Annotated in this window: 13 protein-coding genes; 10 read left to right on the top strand and 3 right to left on the bottom strand. The window is 61.1% G+C overall.

What is annotated here, in order from left to right; genetic code table 11:
* Nucleotides 1-445 precede the first annotated feature (445 nt).
* The gene (locus tag J0X19_RS08055) at nt 446-613 is read left to right on the top strand and encodes a hypothetical protein (protein WP_022824802.1); all 168 of its coding nucleotides are present in this window, start codon (nt 446-448) and stop codon (nt 611-613) included.
* Between the two features lie 156 nt (nt 614-769).
* Here the strand turns inward: J0X19_RS08055 and J0X19_RS08050 are convergent, their stop codons facing one another.
* Together J0X19_RS08050 and J0X19_RS08045 are read right to left on the bottom strand one after the other, a co-directional pair.
* Nucleotides 770-1,246, bottom strand: a complete 477-nt coding sequence (locus tag J0X19_RS08050) for a hypothetical protein (protein WP_206983701.1) — start codon at nt 1,244-1,246, stop codon at nt 770-772.
* A 235-nt stretch (nt 1,247-1,481) separates the two neighbouring features.
* Nucleotides 1,482-2,903: a DEAD/DEAH box helicase gene (locus tag J0X19_RS08045; RefSeq protein ID WP_206983699.1), complete on the bottom strand. Its 1,422-nt coding sequence runs from the start codon at nt 2,901-2,903 to the stop codon at nt 1,482-1,484.
* A 388-nt stretch (nt 2,904-3,291) separates the two neighbouring features.
* Between J0X19_RS08045 and J0X19_RS08040 the strand changes: the two genes are divergently transcribed.
* Nucleotides 3,292-3,804, top strand: coding sequence for an NUDIX domain-containing protein (locus J0X19_RS08040; RefSeq protein ID WP_206983697.1), 513 nt, complete (start codon nt 3,292-3,294; stop codon nt 3,802-3,804).
* 114 nt (nt 3,805-3,918) lie between these two features.
* On the opposite strand, the gene J0X19_RS08035 is transcribed toward J0X19_RS08040, so the two are convergent.
* Complete coding sequence (locus J0X19_RS08035; RefSeq protein WP_206983695.1) at nt 3,919-4,479, bottom strand: hypothetical protein; 561 nt, start codon at nt 4,477-4,479, stop codon at nt 3,919-3,921.
* Between the two features lie 241 nt (nt 4,480-4,720).
* Between J0X19_RS08035 and J0X19_RS08030 the strand changes: the two genes are divergently transcribed.
* From J0X19_RS08030 to J0X19_RS07995, 8 genes are all read left to right on the top strand, one after another.
* Nucleotides 4,721-4,939, top strand: a complete 219-nt coding sequence (locus tag J0X19_RS08030; RefSeq protein WP_206983693.1) for a hypothetical protein — start codon at nt 4,721-4,723, stop codon at nt 4,937-4,939.
* Nucleotides 4,936-5,829: a UDP-2,3-diacylglucosamine diphosphatase gene (locus tag J0X19_RS08025; RefSeq protein WP_206983691.1), complete on the top strand. Its 894-nt coding sequence runs from the start codon at nt 4,936-4,938 to the stop codon at nt 5,827-5,829. The genes J0X19_RS08030 and J0X19_RS08025 overlap by 4 nt, the downstream gene beginning before the upstream one ends.
* Before the next feature lie 167 nt (nt 5,830-5,996).
* A complete protein-coding gene (locus J0X19_RS08020) occupies nt 5,997-7,004 on the top strand; it encodes a glycosyltransferase family protein (protein ID WP_206983689.1) in 1,008 nt (335 codons plus the stop codon).
* Nucleotides 7,005-7,209: 205 nt separating this feature from the next.
* Nucleotides 7,210-8,643, top strand: a complete 1,434-nt coding sequence (locus tag J0X19_RS08015) for a GH1 family beta-glucosidase (protein WP_206983687.1) — start codon at nt 7,210-7,212, stop codon at nt 8,641-8,643.
* Nucleotides 8,644-8,729: 86 nt separating this feature from the next.
* Nucleotides 8,730-11,492: a choice-of-anchor I family protein gene (locus J0X19_RS08010; protein WP_206983685.1), complete on the top strand. Its 2,763-nt coding sequence runs from the start codon at nt 8,730-8,732 to the stop codon at nt 11,490-11,492.
* 235 nt (nt 11,493-11,727) lie between these two features.
* Nucleotides 11,728-13,197, top strand: a complete 1,470-nt coding sequence (locus tag J0X19_RS08005) for a PhoX family protein (RefSeq protein ID WP_206983683.1) — start codon at nt 11,728-11,730, stop codon at nt 13,195-13,197.
* A 158-nt stretch (nt 13,198-13,355) separates the two neighbouring features.
* Complete coding sequence (locus tag J0X19_RS08000; RefSeq protein WP_206983681.1) at nt 13,356-15,236, top strand: cytochrome-c peroxidase; 1,881 nt, start codon at nt 13,356-13,358, stop codon at nt 15,234-15,236.
* 254 nt (nt 15,237-15,490) lie between these two features.
* Complete coding sequence (locus tag J0X19_RS07995; protein ID WP_206983679.1) at nt 15,491-16,921, top strand: 3' terminal RNA ribose 2'-O-methyltransferase Hen1; 1,431 nt, start codon at nt 15,491-15,493, stop codon at nt 16,919-16,921.
* Nucleotides 16,922-17,078 lie beyond the last annotated feature (157 nt).

Here is a 17,078-nt window from a genome sequence, read left to right as displayed (position 1 = left end):
TTGAGGGCTGGTAAAGTGAAATAACTGGAAATGCTAAAAAGGGTCAATGATTGGATTGGCAATGCTAAAATCCTTGACAGGAGAAATGATGCGGGAAAATCATAGTGCAATTCGAAAACAGACCACTAATCGAGTTAGCCTTGCTAAAATCCTGATACTGTAAAAGGCCGCGCATTAGCACCCGTTAGCGGGCAAACGGTCAGCGTATTTGCAGTCTGAAAGTCCGTAGTAAAAGAGACAAGATGTGTTGCGCACTCAATCACCTGTTGCCAAAAGTAATCAGGTGCTTTACTGCGGAAGTGACGCCTGCAAATAATTTGAGGGGTACTTACTTTGGATGTGGAGCCTTCACCTTGGCTAGCAGTGTTGCGTACAGAGGCAAGCCCCCGCCATTAAGCTTGAAAGTATCCTTGGCGATTTTCGGGGTGGTGCTTACCTTTGGGACATGAAAAAATTCCGTCTGCTTCTCCTGCTCGCCGTTAACGCCTCGCTATTCCTGGCATCTTGCTCGCAAGCCCCCGATGCCGAAAAAGATCCGAATGCGGATGCCGAATACAAACGCAGCCACCGCCCTGAAGGCTACCGGGAAGCCCAGCGCAGCAACGCCGACTAGTCGGTTCTTCTGAATTCCACTCTTATAGCTGACCCAGCCCATGCTATGCGCTCTGCCATAGCATAGCCGGTAAGCAAATGGCTACATACAGAAAGCCCCACCAGAATATTATCTGGTGGGGCTTTCTACTTTGGTTTCTGTTGAAGGGCGTAAGCGCTATTTAGCCAGAACCGCTGCCGGGGCAGGCAGCAACTCGGGCAACTGAATGCCGGCCAATAGGTGGTTTTCCAGCAGCGTAGCCCACGTCCGGAGGTAGAGCACTACGTCGTCGCGCTGGTTATGGCGCAGGGCGTCCCGGCGCTCGAATGGAATGGCGGCCCGAATGGTTGGGTCGGAAAGCCGCTCCAAGTGCGTGAGGTCGGTGCGGGTGAAACCCAGCGCCAGCATTTCATCAATGGTGGTATCAATGGGCAGGCCGCTGGTGGGGCAGTAGTCGATGAGCTGCCGCTCCCAGTCGCCGTAGCGCTGCATGGCCCGGGCGTGAATTTCACCTTTGGTCAGCTTGGTAATCGTTTGGGCCAGGTGGCCACAGTTGCAGCTGCCCATGTGGCCCCATTGATACGGAGCCTGCGTGGCTAAGCGGTGAGCGGTGTCGCGCAGGGCCTGAATGACGGGAAGAGTGCTGTTAGCCATAAAACAAACGTCGTCGGATGAGGGAAGGACAGCGGCAACTTCACCGCCAGCAATAAAAGCCTGATGCCAGCTGTTTTGTTTGTTGAATCAGGCGTGCGTGCTGCGCAAGCTGCTGCTACGCTGGGTAAGATAGTCGTTCCAGTCGAGACAGGCCATTGTGCCTGCCGCTACCCCGGAACGCAAAACAGCCCCGGCATGGTGCCGGGGCTGTTCCAGAAAAAGCGTTGAAGCGCAACTAGCGCCCGTTGTTGCCACCGCGGAAAGAGCGGCGACCCTGGCCGGAGCCGGAATTGGCGTTGCCAGCAGGCCGGTCGCCGGAGGGGCGAGCGGTGGCGGGGCGGTTGCCGGTGGCCCGGTTACGGTCGGGGCCGCCGCGCTGGGCACCAGCCTCATGGCTGGGGCGGGGCGGGCGGGCAGAGCCTCCTTCGCGGCCGGCCCGTGGCGGACGACCCGCCGGGCCTTTCGGGCGCTTAATCGACTCGCCACCGTGCAGCAATACCGGTGCTACGGCGCGGGTGGTGTAGGGGTGATTGGCAACGAGGTCAATCTGCCGGCGAATCAGCTTCTGAATGTCCTGCAAATAGGCGCGTTCCTCTTCCTCCACAAACGTGAGGGCCGTACCGAAAGCACCCGCGCGGCCCGTGCGGCCAATGCGGTGCACGTAGGTTTCCGGCTCGTTGGGTACTTCGTAGTTGATAACGTGGGTCAGGTCGTCCACATCGATGCCCCGGGCGGCAATGTCGGTAGCCACCAGCACGCGGGTGGTGCCGGCTTTGAAGTTGCTCAGGGCCCGCTGGCGGTGGTTCTGCGACTTGTTGCCGTGGATGGCTTCGGCCGGAATGTTGGCCTTGGCCAGGGTTTTTACCACCTTGTCGGCACCGTGTTTGGTGCGCGTGAACACCAGCACCCGCTTGATATTGGCGTCCTGCAGTACGTGCTCCAGCAAGTCGGCTTTGTCGTTTTTATCAACCAGGTACACGCCCTGCGTTACCGTATCGGCGGTGCTGGAAACCGGCGTTACGGCTACTTTCACCGGGTTCGGCTTGAGGATGGTGTTGGCCAGCTCCTGAATGGGGGCGGGCATGGTGGCCGAGAAGAACAGTGTCTGCCGGGACGTAGGCAGCTTGGGCAGAATCCGCTTGATGTCGTGGATGAAACCCATGTCGAGCATGCGGTCCGCTTCATCGAGCACGAATACTTCCACGTTGCGCAAATCCACGAAGCCCTGGCTCATCAGGTCGAGCAGGCGGCCGGGGGTGGCAATTAGCACTTCCACGCCGCGCTTCAGGGTTTGCACCTGCGCGTGCTGGCTTACGCCGCCGAAGATGACAGTGGAGCGGAGCTTGGGTAGGTGGCGGCCATAAGCGCCGAAGCTCTCATTGATTTGGATGGCCAGCTCCCGGGTGGGAGTGAGCACCAAACACCGGATGCGGCCGGGCGCGGTGCGCGCAACCTGAGCGGTCTGGTGCAGGATCTGAAGAATCGGGACGGTGAAGGCGGCGGTTTTGCCGGTGCCGGTTTGGGCAACGCCTAGCAGGTCGTGGCCTTCCAGCACTTGCGGAATGGCTTGCTGCTGGATAGGGGTTGGGTTGGTGTAGCCTTCCTCGTGCAGGGCACGCAGGATAGGGTCAATCAGGTTGAGTTCGTCGAAAGACATCAAAAATAAAAAAAGCGAGGCCGTGCCCTAATGGTGGCCAGATGGGCAGTGGGTACTAAGCAAGACTGCAAAGGTCGGTGGTTTTGCGGCGAAATAGGCGCAGCCTTGGGTGACCAACCCAGTTTAACGCCGGAAAACCAGCGGAGCAGCTACGCCAGAAAAGTGGAAAAAGCCACTTAACGCTAGTAATTACCCGTAAACCGGGGCGCATCCTAGTGGAGAAAGAAAGCCGTATAAAAAGTGCGCGTTGCGTACTCCACAACTCCGCAAACCGCCAAAACGGCTGTGGTGGGGTAGGGTATTCCCGCCGGCTAGCGTCTGGCTAACAAGTTGGGCGCGGTTTTCCGTTTACTTTCCTGAAAAATACTTTTCTCATCCACCCTGCCACATGGAAATAATCAACCGAGAAACTGCTTACGACGGTCATTTTAAGCTGAAGCTGCTTACCGTTCAGGATGGCGACAAACAACTCAAGCGCGAACGGTTTGAACCTGGCAAAGCCGTAGCGGCGCTGGTCTGGGACACCGAGCAGGAGCGCTACCTGCTCACCCGGCAGTACCGGATAGGGGCAGAAGCGCAGGTGCTGGAAATAGCCGCCGGCATGATCGACAACGGCGAAGAGCCGGAAGCCGCCATGCGCCGCGAGATTCAGGAGGAACTCGGCTACGATGTAGACCGCATCGAACAGATTGCTCACATGTATCCTTCGCCCGGCGGCAGCGCCGAAACCATTACCGTTTTTTATGCTGAGGTCAGCAACCAAAGTGGCAAAGGCGGCGGGCTGGCAGAAGAAAACGAGAACATTGAACTGGTAACACTGACGCGTGAGCAACTAATCAGCCAGCAGTTTGAAGATGCCAAGACGCTGATTGCCACGCAATGGGTGCAGCTACACAAGTAGAATAGCTTGAGTTGTGTAAACTAATGCTTGAATGTTAACTCATTTGTATAAACGCAGAAAACCCGCTTCTGGCTGCCAGAAGCGGGTTTTCTGCGTTTATACAAATGAGTTAAGCTATTGAGTTTTTACAATATACTCAAATGTTTGCTTGGTCTTGGTATCATTAATAAGCAGAGTTACCTCCTGCGGGGTTTCTGTTTTAACAAATGGGATACTGCGCTTGCTCATGTACAAGTCGCGGTTCCAGAAGCGGCCATTGCCAGCCGCCAGCGCCGGTACGTTGAGTAGCTCCTGGCCCTCCTTGTTTTTTGCTACCACGCTCAGCAATGCCGGGTCGGCGTTAGAGGAGCCGCGGCGGTACATGGTTACGCTTAGCTCCCCACCGGGCGGCAGCTGGCTGAACCGGCGCTGGTAGGTGGTGTCGGCCCAGTTCTTGATTTTCTTGAGGGCATCAATTTCCGTGAGCAGATCAGCGTAAGGGCGGTAGGCTACGCGCGTTACGCAGGCGTCTACCTCGGCGTCCTCGTCGGTGTTCTTCGTGACGTTGAGTACGTAGGGGCACTCATCGTCTTTTTTGGCTACCATGTATTTCTTGCGCGGTTTGCCCGGCATGTATTGCGCCGAAGCCGCTAAGGTGCAAGTTAGCAGCGTGGCCAGGAGAACAATTTTTTTCATATAAAAACCAGTTATAAAGCTAAAAATAAAGTTTTAGCTCTTCAAATATACATAAGTGGCGGAAGCTACAGGCTGGTTTTCGTCCAAAAATAGTCCGGGCTCGACTAGTATTACCCATTTGCCCGGCAGAAGCTGGCTAAAGCCGGTTCGGCGCTTAAAGCATGACCTAACCGTAATCTGTAGGTAACCCTTGCATCATAGCAGAAACCGAAATTTGAGACGGGTAAAACGGCTTCTCTCTATGCATGCTCCCGTTACAATGCCCCTGCTGCGCCGGATGGTGCGCGGGCTGGCCTACGTCGTGTTTCAGCTGGCACTGTTTGCCGCCTTCCTTTTGCGCTCCGTGGGCGCGTTGCAGTTTCCGCTGCGCTTCCACAGCGCTGCCGAAGACTCGCAGGACGTACTACCTACCCGGCGTACGTTGCCTAGTGCGCGCCTCAAAACCCGGCCGGCCCTTTGAGCGCGCCGGCTACTTCCCGCAAAAAGCGCCGCCGCGTTGAGGTGGCCGTAGTGTCGGATGTGCATTTGGGCACCTACGGCTGCCACGCCACCGAGCTGCTGCGCTACCTGAAAAGCATCAAGCCCAAGGTGCTGGTGCTCAACGGCGACATCGTGGACATCTGGCAGTTCAGTAAAAGCTACTGGCCGGCTCCGCACATGCGGGTGGTGCGCCACCTGGCCGGGCTGGCGGCCAAAGGCACCCACATTCATTACCTCACCGGCAACCACGACGAGCTGCTGCGCAAGTTTGCCGGCACCCGCCTCGGACACTTCCGCATCGACAACAAGCTGGTGCTGGAGCTGCCCCACGGCCGCACCTGGCTGTTCCACGGCGACGTCTTCGACGTGACCATGCGCCATTCGCGCTGGCTGGCCAAGCTCGGCGCTAAAGGGTACGACTTACTCATTTTGATAAACCGCCTCGTGAACTGGGGGCTGCACCGGCTGGGCCGTCCGCGGGTGGCGCTTTCCAAGGCAGTGAAGGACCGGGTGAAAAGCGCCGTGAGTTTGGTGAGCGACTTCGAGGCCACGGCCGCCACCATTGCCGCCGACCAGGGCTATGCCTACGTGGCCTGCGGCCATATTCACTGCCCCGAAATCCGGCAGGTCAGCACCGAAAAAGGCGACGTGGTGTACTTGAATTCCGGCGACTGGGTGGAAAACTTGACCGCGCTGGAATACACCGCCACCACCGGCTGGCAGCTCTACCGCTACGCCGACGACCCCCGGATGCCCACCGATGCCAACCCGGCCCCGGATGAGGTAGACGCCGACGATTCGGTGGTGGACACGCCCGTTGCCACGCTGCTGGATGACTTGCTGGCCGAATTTCAACTCCGCCGGAATTAGTGCTTTTTCAGTGCTTGGTGCCTAGTGCTTCGTACTTAGGCGCTCCAGTAAAGAAGAAATAAACATCAAATAACTGACGCTCCGAGCACGAAGTACTAGGCAGGCAAACCACCAATTACAACCTACTAAACACCAGGCACCAAGCACCAAGCACCAAATAAGAAAGAATGCCCCGAATCCTCTATGCCATCCAGGGTACCGGCAACGGCCACCTGAGCCGCGCCCTCGATATTGTTCCGCTGCTACAGGCGCGGGCCTCACAGGTTGATTTGCTGGTGAGCGGCCCGCCCGCTGATATTCAACTACCATTTCCGGTACGCTACCGCTGCCACGGCATGGGCTTTATCTTCGGCAAGAAGGGGGGCATCAACTTCGTGAAAACGTTCTGGCAGCTGAACTCCGCCGCTTTTCTGCGCGAAATGCGGATGCTGCCCGTGGAAAGCTACGATTTGGTGATTAATGATTTCGAGCCGGTATCGGCGTGGGCCTGCCGGCTGCGCAACGTGCCGTGCGTGGCGCTCAGCCACCAAAGCGCCGTGCTCAGCGCCGCCGCCCCGCGCCCCAAAAACGAGGACATGGTAGGCCGGGCCGTGCTGCGCCATTATGCCCCCGCCAGCCAGCATTTCGGCTTCCACTTTCAGCGCTATGACGCGCATACCACCACGCCCGTTATCCGGCAGCAGGTGCGCCATCTGGCCCCGCAAAACGATGGGCACTACACCGTGTACCTGCCCGCCTTCGACGAAGAGACGCTAGTAAGCCGGCTGCGCTACCTGAGCCGGACGGTACGCTGGGAGGTGTTCAGCAAGCACAGTACCCAGGAATCGGAGCACGGCAACGTGCGGGTGCGGCCGGTAAGTGGCGCGGCTTTCACCAGTAGCCTGGCCCGCAGTGCCGGGGTGCTATGTGGGGCGGGTTTCGAGACGCCGGCCGAGGCGCTGTACCTGGGCAAAAAGCTGCTGGTAGTGCCCATGCGCAACCAGTACGAGCAGGCCTGCAACGCCGCCGCCCTGGCGGGTATGGGCGTGCCGGTTATCAAAAATCTGAAGGATAAGAGCCTGGGGGTGCTGGATGAGTGGCTGCAAAACGGTGCCGTAGTGCCCGTGGATTACCCCGATGAAACCGGTGAGGTGCTGGACAAGCTGCTAGCCGAATCGTTGGTGGCAGCCGTGTAGTAATGGCGGATAACCGGTAAGCCAGTTGCTGTGCCGAAGGCCCGCCGCCATGCTTCGCTGGCTGCCAACCTCAACTTGTTGTGCGCGCTGCCTTCAGCAGGAGAGAGGCGCGCTAGCCATTTCCCTAACCAGCTACCGGGACAATACCAGTCCCGTATAGTCTATTATTCATCTGATACAGGTAGCTCCGCCTAAATCTTCCAATATGCTCCCCGACGCTTTCTTTCCCCCGACCACTCCCGCCAGCTTTTCCCGGACTGATTTCGGCGCCGATTTTCAGTGGGGGGTGTCGGCGGCGGCGTACCAGACGGAGGGAGCCTGGAACCTGGACGGCAAAGGCCCCAGCATCTGGGACGATTTCGTGCGCCGGCCCGGCCGCATCAAGCGCGCCGAAACCGCCGAGGTAGCCACCGATTTCTACCACCGCTGGCCCCAGGATTTAGATCTTATTCACCAAATGGGTATAGATAATTTCCGCTTTTCCATTGCCTGGTCGCGGATTATGCCACATGGGCTAGGGGTGTTTAATCAAAAGGGTATAGATTATTACGACCGGTTGGTGGACGGCTGCCTGGAGCGCGGCATCACGCCCTGGCCCACCCTTTACCACTGGGATTTGCCGGCCGCGTTGCAGCAGCTCGGCGGCTGGACCAACCGCGACGTGGTGGGCTGGTTCACCGATTACACCCAGCGCGTAGCCGCCCGCCTCGGCGACCGGGTGCAGCATTGGATGGTGCTCAACGAGCCCATGGTGTTCACCGGGGCCGGCCACCTATTGGGCATTCATGCGCCGGGTCGCCGCAGCTTGGGGGCGTTTCTGGCCGCTACCCACCACGCCGCCCTGGCCCAGGCCGAAGGCGGCCGGGTGTTGCGGGCTATACTGCCCGCCGGCGCCCAGATTGGCACCACCTTTTCGTGCTCCTACGTAACGCCCTGGCGCCCCAACCACGCCCGCGACGCCCGCGCCACCCGCCGCGCCGATGCCCTGCTCAATCGCCTGTTTGTGGAGCCGGCGCTCGGGTTGGGCTACCCCGTCGCCGACGTGCCGCTGCTCGGCTGGATGGACCGCTACATCAAGCCCGGCGACGAGCAGCGCCTGCCCTTCGACTTCGACTTTCTGGGTGTGCAGAACTACACCCGCGAAGTGGTGCGCCACTCGCCCTACGTGCCGCTGCTCTGGGCCTCACTGGTAGGCGCTGCCCCCCGCGGTGTACCCCACACTGATATGGGCTGGGAAGTGTATCCGGAGAGCTTATACCAAATGGTTAAACAGTTTGGATCTTATCCAAATGCACCGATTCTGCGCGTGACAGAAAACGGTGCAGCCTTTCCGGATACCCGCACCGCCGATGGGCACGTGCACGACGCCCAACGCCAAGCGTACCTGAGGGCCTGTATCGGGCAGGTGCTGCGGGCCCGCCGAGAGGGCGTGCGGGTAGACGGCTACTTCGCGTGGTCGTTTACCGACAACTTCGAGTGGGCTGAGGGCTACGGGCCGCGCTTTGGGTTGGTGCATGTGGAGTACGAAACCCAGCGCCGCACCATCAAAGACTCCGGCCATTGGTATAGCGAGTTTCTGGGAGGTAAGCCTACGAGTAGCGTCCTGACTGCGGACAGGGCTGCGAACCTGATAAGCTGAGCTTCACCATTTGGTAATTATCAGATAACCGTGCCGTAATAGGTGCCCGGTAGCTTTGACGCTTCCATCATCAACCTTCCTAAAGGATGCGTCAAACTTTACTATCGGGAGTGAAAACCAGCCTGGCCGTACTGGCGCTGAGCGTAGCCGGCTCGGCTGCTCACGCGCAGTCGGTGGGGCAGAGCTTCGAGAGTGCCGCCACCGACACCTGGGCTTACACGCCCACCCCAGCCACCTACAACGACCTGGCCGCCACCGACCAGTGGGCCGTGCTAACCACTATCGGTACGGCGGGCTCTGGCCTCACCGTGGCTACTCCCTCGGCCGGAGCCAACCTGTGGGGTGGGCGCGACCTGGAAGGTCCGCTTACGGCTAATGCTAGCATCTGGCATTACCTGGATTTTGCGCCGGTAGCCATCCAAACCGGTAGCACGGCGGCCAATACTATTACCTTCAAATACTTCAGTAACGCCCTCGATAACCCTGACTCGCTGGCGTACGTGGTGCGCTTCGACAACGGTGCCACTTGGCCGGTACCGCGCACGTACACTCAGCTCAACAAGGATACCCAGGCCTGGACCACCGTTACGGTGGCCGTGCCCGCCGGTAGCACCCACGCCCGCCTGCGCTTAGCGGTGCGCCAAAACGGCAACGACGACTGGGTGGCTTTCGACCAAGTAAGCCTGGGTCAGGGCACGGTAGCAGTGCCAACGCCCGACTTGGGCTTCACCGGCAGCGCCACACCGCTTATTGTAGCCGAAACCGCGGGGTCGGTGTCTATTCCGCTCAGTATCCGCAACGCCAACGCTACGGCCAGCACCGTGCAGGCGGTTGTGGCACCGCTAGGCACGGCCACCGCCGGCGCCGACTTCACATTTGCCACTCCCCAAACCCTGACCTTCACGCCGGGCAGCACTACGCCGGTTACGCTCACGCTGCCCATCACCGACGATGCCACGGCCGAGCCCGCCGAGTATTTCACGGTGCGCTTGCAGAACCCCACCAACGCCACGCTTACGGCGGGTGCCACCGAGTTTCTGGTGTTCATCAAAGACAACGACACCCAGGCCCCGGCCCGCGCCGGCAACCTGCGCCTGAACCTGCTGGGCAGCTACCAGAACGGCGTGAGCGGCACCAATTCAGCTGAAATTGTGGCCCACGACCCCACCACGCAGCGGCTGTACGTGGCCAACTCCATCGGGGGCAAGCTCGATATCCTCAACTTTGCCGCGCCGGGCGCTATTACGCCGGTGGCTTCTGTCAGCATGGCGCCCTACGGCGGTATCAACTCGGTGGCGGTGCGCAACGGGCTGGTGGTGTGTGCCGTGGAAGACGCGGTGCTGCAAAACCCAGGTAAGCTGGTGTTCTTCGACCAGAATGGCAGCTTTATCAAGCAGCTCACAACCGGCGCCCTGCCCGACATGGTGACGTTCTCGCCCGATGGCCGCTACGTTATTTCCGCCAACGAGGGGGAACCCAACCAAACTTATACCAACGACCCGCTCGGCTCGGTAACGGTGGTTGATGTGAGCAGCGGCATTGCCAACGTCACGCAGGCCAACGCCACTACCGTTGATTTCAGTGGCTACAACTCCCAGGCTGCCGCGTTGCGCGCTGCGGGCATCCGCATCTACGGCGGGCCGACTACGGCGCCCGCTAGCTCGGTAGCGCAGGATTTGGAGCCCGAGTATGTGGCTGTATCGGCTGATTCGCGCACGGCTTACATCGGGTTGCAGGAAAACAACGCTATAGCCACGCTGGACCTTGCCACGCTGCAATTCACCAGCTTGCGGCCCATCGGCTACCAAGACCACAGCCAGCCGGGCTTTAGCTTTGATGCCTCCGACCAGGCCGCTGACGTGCTGCTGGCCAACTGGCCGGTGCGCGGCATGCGCCAGCCCGATGCCATTGCCTCGTTTGAGTTGCCCGCCGCTCTGGGTGGCGGCCGTTACCTCATCACGGCCAACGAAGGCGACGCCCGCGACTACGACGGAGGCTATTCCGAAGTGGTGCGCCTGGGGGCAGCCGGCTACGTGCTCGACCCCACTGCTTTCCCGCAGGCGGCCACGCTGAAAAACAACAGTGCGCTAGGCCGCCTGAACGTAACCAACCGCCTCGGCGACACCGATGGCGACGGGGACTTCGATGAGATTTATGCCTTTGGGGGCCGCTCGTTCAGCATTCTTAACGCCACCACCGGCGCGCTGGTGCACGACAGCGGCGACCTGCTGGAGCGCCTCACCAGCACCGACCCCACGTTCGGCAGCATCTTCAACGCCAGCAACACCACCGGCAACCCCGTCCGGAAAAACCGCTCCGACGACAAAGGCCCCGAGCCCGAAGGCACGACCATCGGCATGATTCGCGACACGGTGTACGCCTTTATCAGCCTGGAGCGCCAGGGCGGCGTGCTGGTGATGAACGTGAACGACCCGGCCAACCCGCGCCTGGTGCAATACATTAACAACCGCAGCCTAACCACTGGCACCGGCGACCAAGGCCCCGAAGGCCTGGTGTTTGTGTCGGCCGCCAATAGCCCAACCGGCCAGCCGTTGCTGCTGCTCGCCAACGAAGTCAGCAGCACCGTGGCCGTGTACCAGATTGGCTTGCGCGGCGTGCTGAGCACTGCCGCGGCCCGCGCCGCCGCGCCGCTGTACCTCTACCCGAATCCCAGCCAGGGCGGGCGAGTACAGCTAAGCCGCCCCGTGAGTGGCACCCTGCACGACGTGCTGGGCCGCCCAGTCCGCACCCTGGCCAAAGCGCAGCAGTTTGAAACCGCCGGCCTCGCGCCGGGCGTGTATGTGCTCCGCGCCGAAGACGGTGCCAGTTCCAAGCTGGTGGTTCGCTAGGAGAGGGGGACGAATCTGCGTCGAACCGTACTATCTGTCAACGAGCACCCTAAACCGCCCCAGCCGTGCATCGGCTGGGGCGGTTTGCGTTTCCAGGTGGCTGCTCCAGGTTATCCAGCCGTTACCAAACGGCAGCGTTGCGGGTTGGAAGATAGCAGTTCAGTAATGCGGTGGTAACACTAAAATAACGCCTCAGCAGGTCCTTTGTGGCATCGTTGTACCAACCTTTCCCGTAATGAATTTCAACCGTTACTCCTTCGTTCCGAAGCTACCTGCGCTTCTATTGCTGACTCTGCTGGGAGCCTGCAACGACTCCGATAACGAATCCAACCCGACTTCCGAAGTGGTGCTGAAAGCCCATTCGGTGAACCCGGCTTTGGTGAAGGCGCTGCCTGGTTTCGATAACCTGGAAATCCTGCCGCTCATCAGCTCCGACGACGTACTGCCGGAGTCGCCGAACTTTATTTTCGGGGCGCAGCCCGACGGTTCGGGCATCCTCAAAAACCCGAACGGCGAAGGCTATATCCTGCTCAACAACCACGAAATTATGTTCTCGGTGTCGCGGGTGTACCTCGACAAAACCTTCAAACCCACGAAGGGCGAGTACATTCTGGACGGTGACGGCGGCAACTTCCGCTTGTGCTCGGCCACGCTGGCCATGCCCGAGGAGCACGGCTTCGGCCCGATGTTCCTGACGGCCGGCGAAACCGACGGGGAAAGCATGGTACACGCCATTGACCCGCTGGGTGCAGTCAACAAGAAGGACCGTGGCCGGATGAAGCCGGCCTTGGGCCACGCCTCAATGGAAAACGCGGTGCCGCTGCCCAAAGACGCGTATCCTGGCAAAACGGTTATCCTCATTGGCGAAGACAGCGGCAACGGCCAGCTGATTGCCTACGTGAGCAACACCGTGGGCGACCTGGACAACGGCAGGCTCTACATGCTCAAGCGCACCAGCGCCGACCCGATTGAAACCAACATGGTGGCCGGCCAGCAGTACGACGTGGAGTTTGTGGAAATCGACAACGCCAAAACCTCCACTGGCGCCCAGATTGCGGCGCAGTCGGTGGCCAAGAACGCCATTCAGTTTGCCCGCGTGGAAGACGTGGACTACCGCAAAGGCGGTAACGGCGCGGGCCGCGAGGTGTACTTCACCGCCACCGGCGTCAGCCAGTCGGACAAGGTGACGCCCGTAACCGGCTTCACCATGTGGGGCCGCGTGTACAAGCTTTCCATGCAGGCCGACAACGTGTTGCGCGGCAAGCTGGAAGTGGTGGTAGACGGCAGCACCGACCCCGGCAACAGCATCGTGAACCCCGATAACCTGTGCGTAACTAAGGACTACGTGTATATCCAGGAAGACGGCGACTCGTTCTATGCCAACAACCGCCACGACGGCCGCGTGTGGCAGTACGGCATGAGCAGCAAGCAGCTCAAGCCGATGCTGGAAATGAACCACCGCCGCACCGATGCCACCTTCAACGCCAAGTACAACAAAAGCAACGACCAGCGCCTGAGCACCTGGGAGTACGGCGCCATGCAGGACATTTCCGACCTGGTGGGCGTGCCCAACACCTTCCTGCTCAACCTGCACCCCCACACCTGGCAGGACGATAAGTACCTGAACGCCGACGGCTCCAGCGAAACCCGCAACAAGAATAAGGAAGGCGGCCAGGTGGTCATTGTGCGCGGCGTGCAGCGCTAATTACCGACCAGCTCAGCATGACGGCGGTTTTTAAAATCTGTTGTGTCTGTTCATCAGTCAACGTTTTTATTGCTATCTGATTCCTAGCCAGCATCCTGCCCTCCGCCGATTATCGGTGGGGGGCTATTGGCATAGGGACTTTTCGACTTTTTTACTTCATGTTTTCTCAGTTACTCATTGTTCTCCGCTCGTGCGCGCCCTTGCTGGTGGCGGCTTTGCTGGCTTTGGCGGGGGCCTGTTCCCGGTTGGGGGGGCCGGCCACGGAGCTGGCTCCTACGCCCGCGCAGCAGGTGCAGCAGCACGTAGCGCAGGAGCTGGCCCGCCTCGACCACCATGTGCGGCAGCAGTTGTTGCCGCTGGCTACCCGCGGCACGTCTCTGGATTCGTTGCGGCGCAGCTTTCGGGCCTGCCGGCTGCTGTATAAGCGGGTGGAGCCCTTCACCGAATACTACATGCCCGGCACGGCCCGCCTGCTCAACGGCCCGCCCATCGGGGAGGTGGAAGTGGCGGAAAACAAGGACTTCGAGCCCGGCGGCTTTCAGGTGCTGGAAGAAATGCTCTACCCCGCGTATGATGCCGCCAACCACGCCGAGCTGGTGCGCGAAGTGCGGGCCGTGCAGCGCGAAATCAGCAACGCCCGCACCCGCTGGCAGGTGCAGGAACTCACCGATGCCCACGTATTTGATGTGCTGCGGCTGCACGTATTCCGGGTGGTGGCGCTGGGTATTACCGGCTTCGATACGCCCCTGAGTGCCGCCGCCACCTTCCCCGAAACCACCGCCACCCTGGCCGCTATGCAACCCGTGCTGGCCTACTACGCGCCCACCACATCTGCTGCCAAGCCAAAGCAGCAGGCCTACGCCACCGCCCGGCAACAGCTCACGCAAGCGGCCCGCTACGCCCAGTTGCACCCCGATTTCAACACCTTCGACCGGCTGACGTTCATTAAAGACCACGCCAACCCGCTGGGCCGGGCGCTGCTGGCCTGCCAGCTGGCGTTGGGCATCAAGCCCTTCGAGGAAGTGCGCGCCCTGCGTTCCGACGCCGCCACGCTCTTCGATTCAGCCGCCTTCAACCCCGACTACTACGCGCCGACCACCGGCCACTACCGCACCGCGGCCCGGGTGGCGCTGGGCCGCCAGCTGTTCCACGACCCGGTGCTGTCGGCCGGCAACGGGCGCTCCTGCGCCAGCTGCCACCAGCCGAATAAGGCTTTCACCGACGGTCTGGTTAAAAACGCCACTCTCACGCCCGGCGGCCTGGTGCGCCGCAACACGCCCACCATCCTCAACGCCGCCCTGCAAGCCGGCCAGTTCTACGATTTGCGTTCCACCACCCTCGAAAACCAGGCGGTAGATGTAGTGGGCAACCGCGACGAAATGCACGGCTCCCTGGAAGATGCCGCCCGCGAGCTAACCCGCCGCCCCGGCTACGTGCAGCAGTTCCGGCGGGCGTTTCCACAGAGCGAGGTAGGAGCGAAGGCCACCATTACGCCGGTGCAGATTCAAACGGCTCTGGCCGCCTACGAGCGGAGCCTGGTGCGCCTCAATTCCCGCTTCGACCAGCACGTGCGGGGCCAGCGGCAGGCATTGAATCCGGAGGAAATTCGGGGGTTCAACGTGTTTATGGGCGCGGGCAAGTGCGGCACCTGCCACTTCGCGCCGCTATTCAACGGCACGGTGCCGCCCGGCTTCACCGAGGCCGAATCGGAGGTGCTGGGCGTGCCGGCCACCCCCGCCGCCCGCCGCCTCGATGCCGACCAGGGCCGCTACGCGCAGGTACAGCTGCCGCAGCTGCGCCATTCCTTCAAGATTCCGACCGTGCGCAACGTGGCCCTCACCGCGCCCTACATGCACAACGGCGCCTACCAAACCCTGGAGCAAGTCATCGACTTTTACAACAAAGGCGGCGGCAAAGGCCTGGGTCTGACCGTGGACAACCAAACCCTGCCGGATGCCCCGCTCCACCTGACCACCGCCGACCAACGCGCCCTCAAAGCCTTCCTGCTGGCCCTCACCGACACCACCGGCACCCGGTAGCGTACAATCTAGCACTAGACAATAAAGAACGTGTCATGCTGAGCGCAGCCGAAGCATCTCGCGTGCTGATGTTGCAACAGTAACCCAGACGTCAGCACGCGAGATGCTTCGGCTGCGCTCAGCATGACGTTTAGAGTATAGCGGTTCGGGTGTTTGGGTATGCCAGGCTCTTCACCAAACTCCGCAAAACGGCAAACCCACTATCTTGCTGCGGCCTGCTCTGCGTGGTGCCGTATTCTATAGTTAGCTGCCTGATGCTCCTCACGATTTCCACCACCCACCAGCCCGCCACCGACCTGGGCTACCTGCTCCATAAAAACCCGGCGCGGCTGCAATCCGTGGACATTGCCTACGGGCAGGCGCACGTGTTCTACCCCGAAGCCACGCCGGAGCGCTGTACCGCCGCCCTGCTGCTCGACATCGACCCGATTGCGCTGGTGCGCAACCACCGCGGCCCGGCCGGGGAAGGCTTTGCGCTGGAACAATACGTGAATGACCGGCCCTATGCGGCCTCGTCGTTTCTGAGCACGGCCTTGTCCAAGGCCTTCAACACGGCCATGAACGGCACCTGCAAAGACCGGCCGGAACTGCCCGAAACGCTGCTGCCCCTGGAAGTAACCGTGGCCGTAATGCCCGCTGCCGGCGCCGAGCAGTTGCTGCGCCTGTTCGGGCCCCTGGGCTACGAGGTGGAAACCCAGGCCCATTCGCTCGACCCCACCGTGCCCGAGTGGGGCGACAGCCGCTACTACACGCTGCACCTGCGCCACCCGGCCCTGCGCCTGCGCGACCTGCTCAGCCACCTCTACGTGCTGATTCCGGTGCTCGACCGGGGCGACAAGCACTACTGGATTGGGCGCTCAGAGGCCGAGAAGCTGCTGCACCGGGGCGGCGAGTGGCTGCCGCAGCACCCCGAGCGGGAGTTTATCACGCGCCGCTACCTGCGCTTTGCCGAGTTCATCAACCCCACCCTGGAGCGCCTGCTGGCCGGCGAGCAGGCCGCCACCGACGACGTAGCGGGCGAAGAACCAGCCCCCGAAGAAACCAACGACTCAACGACCGACCACCAGCAACCAACCACCAGCAAGCAGAAGCTCCACGACATTCGGCTGGACCGGGTGGCCGAGGAAATCCGGCGGCTGGGGGCCAAGCGGGTGCTGGACCTGGGCTGCGGGGAAGGCAAGCTGCTGCGCCGGCTGCTCAAGATTCCGCACGTCGAGCACGTGCTGGGCATGGAGGTGTCGCACCAGGAGCTACAGCGGGCCCACGAGCGGCTGCACGTAGTGGAAATGCCGCCGCGGCAGCGGGAGCGGCTCACGCTGGTACAAGGCTCCCTGCTCTACCACGACCCGCGCCTGGCCGGCTACGATGCCGCGGCCGTGGTGGAAGTCATCGAGCACTTGGATGAAAGTCGATTGGCGGCGTTTGAGCAGGTGGTGTTTGCCCGCGCCCGGCCCGGTGCCGTACTCGTCACCACGCCCAACGCCGACTACAACCAGCAATACGAAACCCTGTCGGCCGGCGAGTTTCGCCACCAAGACCACCGTTTCGAGTGGACCCGGGCGCAGTTCACTGAGTGGGCCGCGGGCGTGGCCGAGCGGCACGGCTACCGGGTACGCACTGGGCCGCTGGGGCCGGAAGTGGCCGACTTGGGCGCGCCGTCGCAGCTGGCAATATTCGAGCGGTAAGCCGGCCGCACGTAGGAGCAGGAGCCCTGATACTGAAAAGCTTAGGTATTCAATAGGGCAGGGGCCAGTAAAATGCAAGTAGCAAAGAAGCAGGGCAGAACCATCTGCCGTACGGCTGCCGACGCGGCACCGTATGATTTTTTTGCACTTACTTGAC

The organism is Hymenobacter telluris, from assembly GCF_017313265.1.
In the GTDB taxonomy this organism is placed as follows: Bacteria; Bacteroidota; Bacteroidia; order Cytophagales; family Hymenobacteraceae; genus Hymenobacter; species Hymenobacter telluris.
This window is presented reverse-complemented; position numbering and strand designations above follow the sequence as displayed.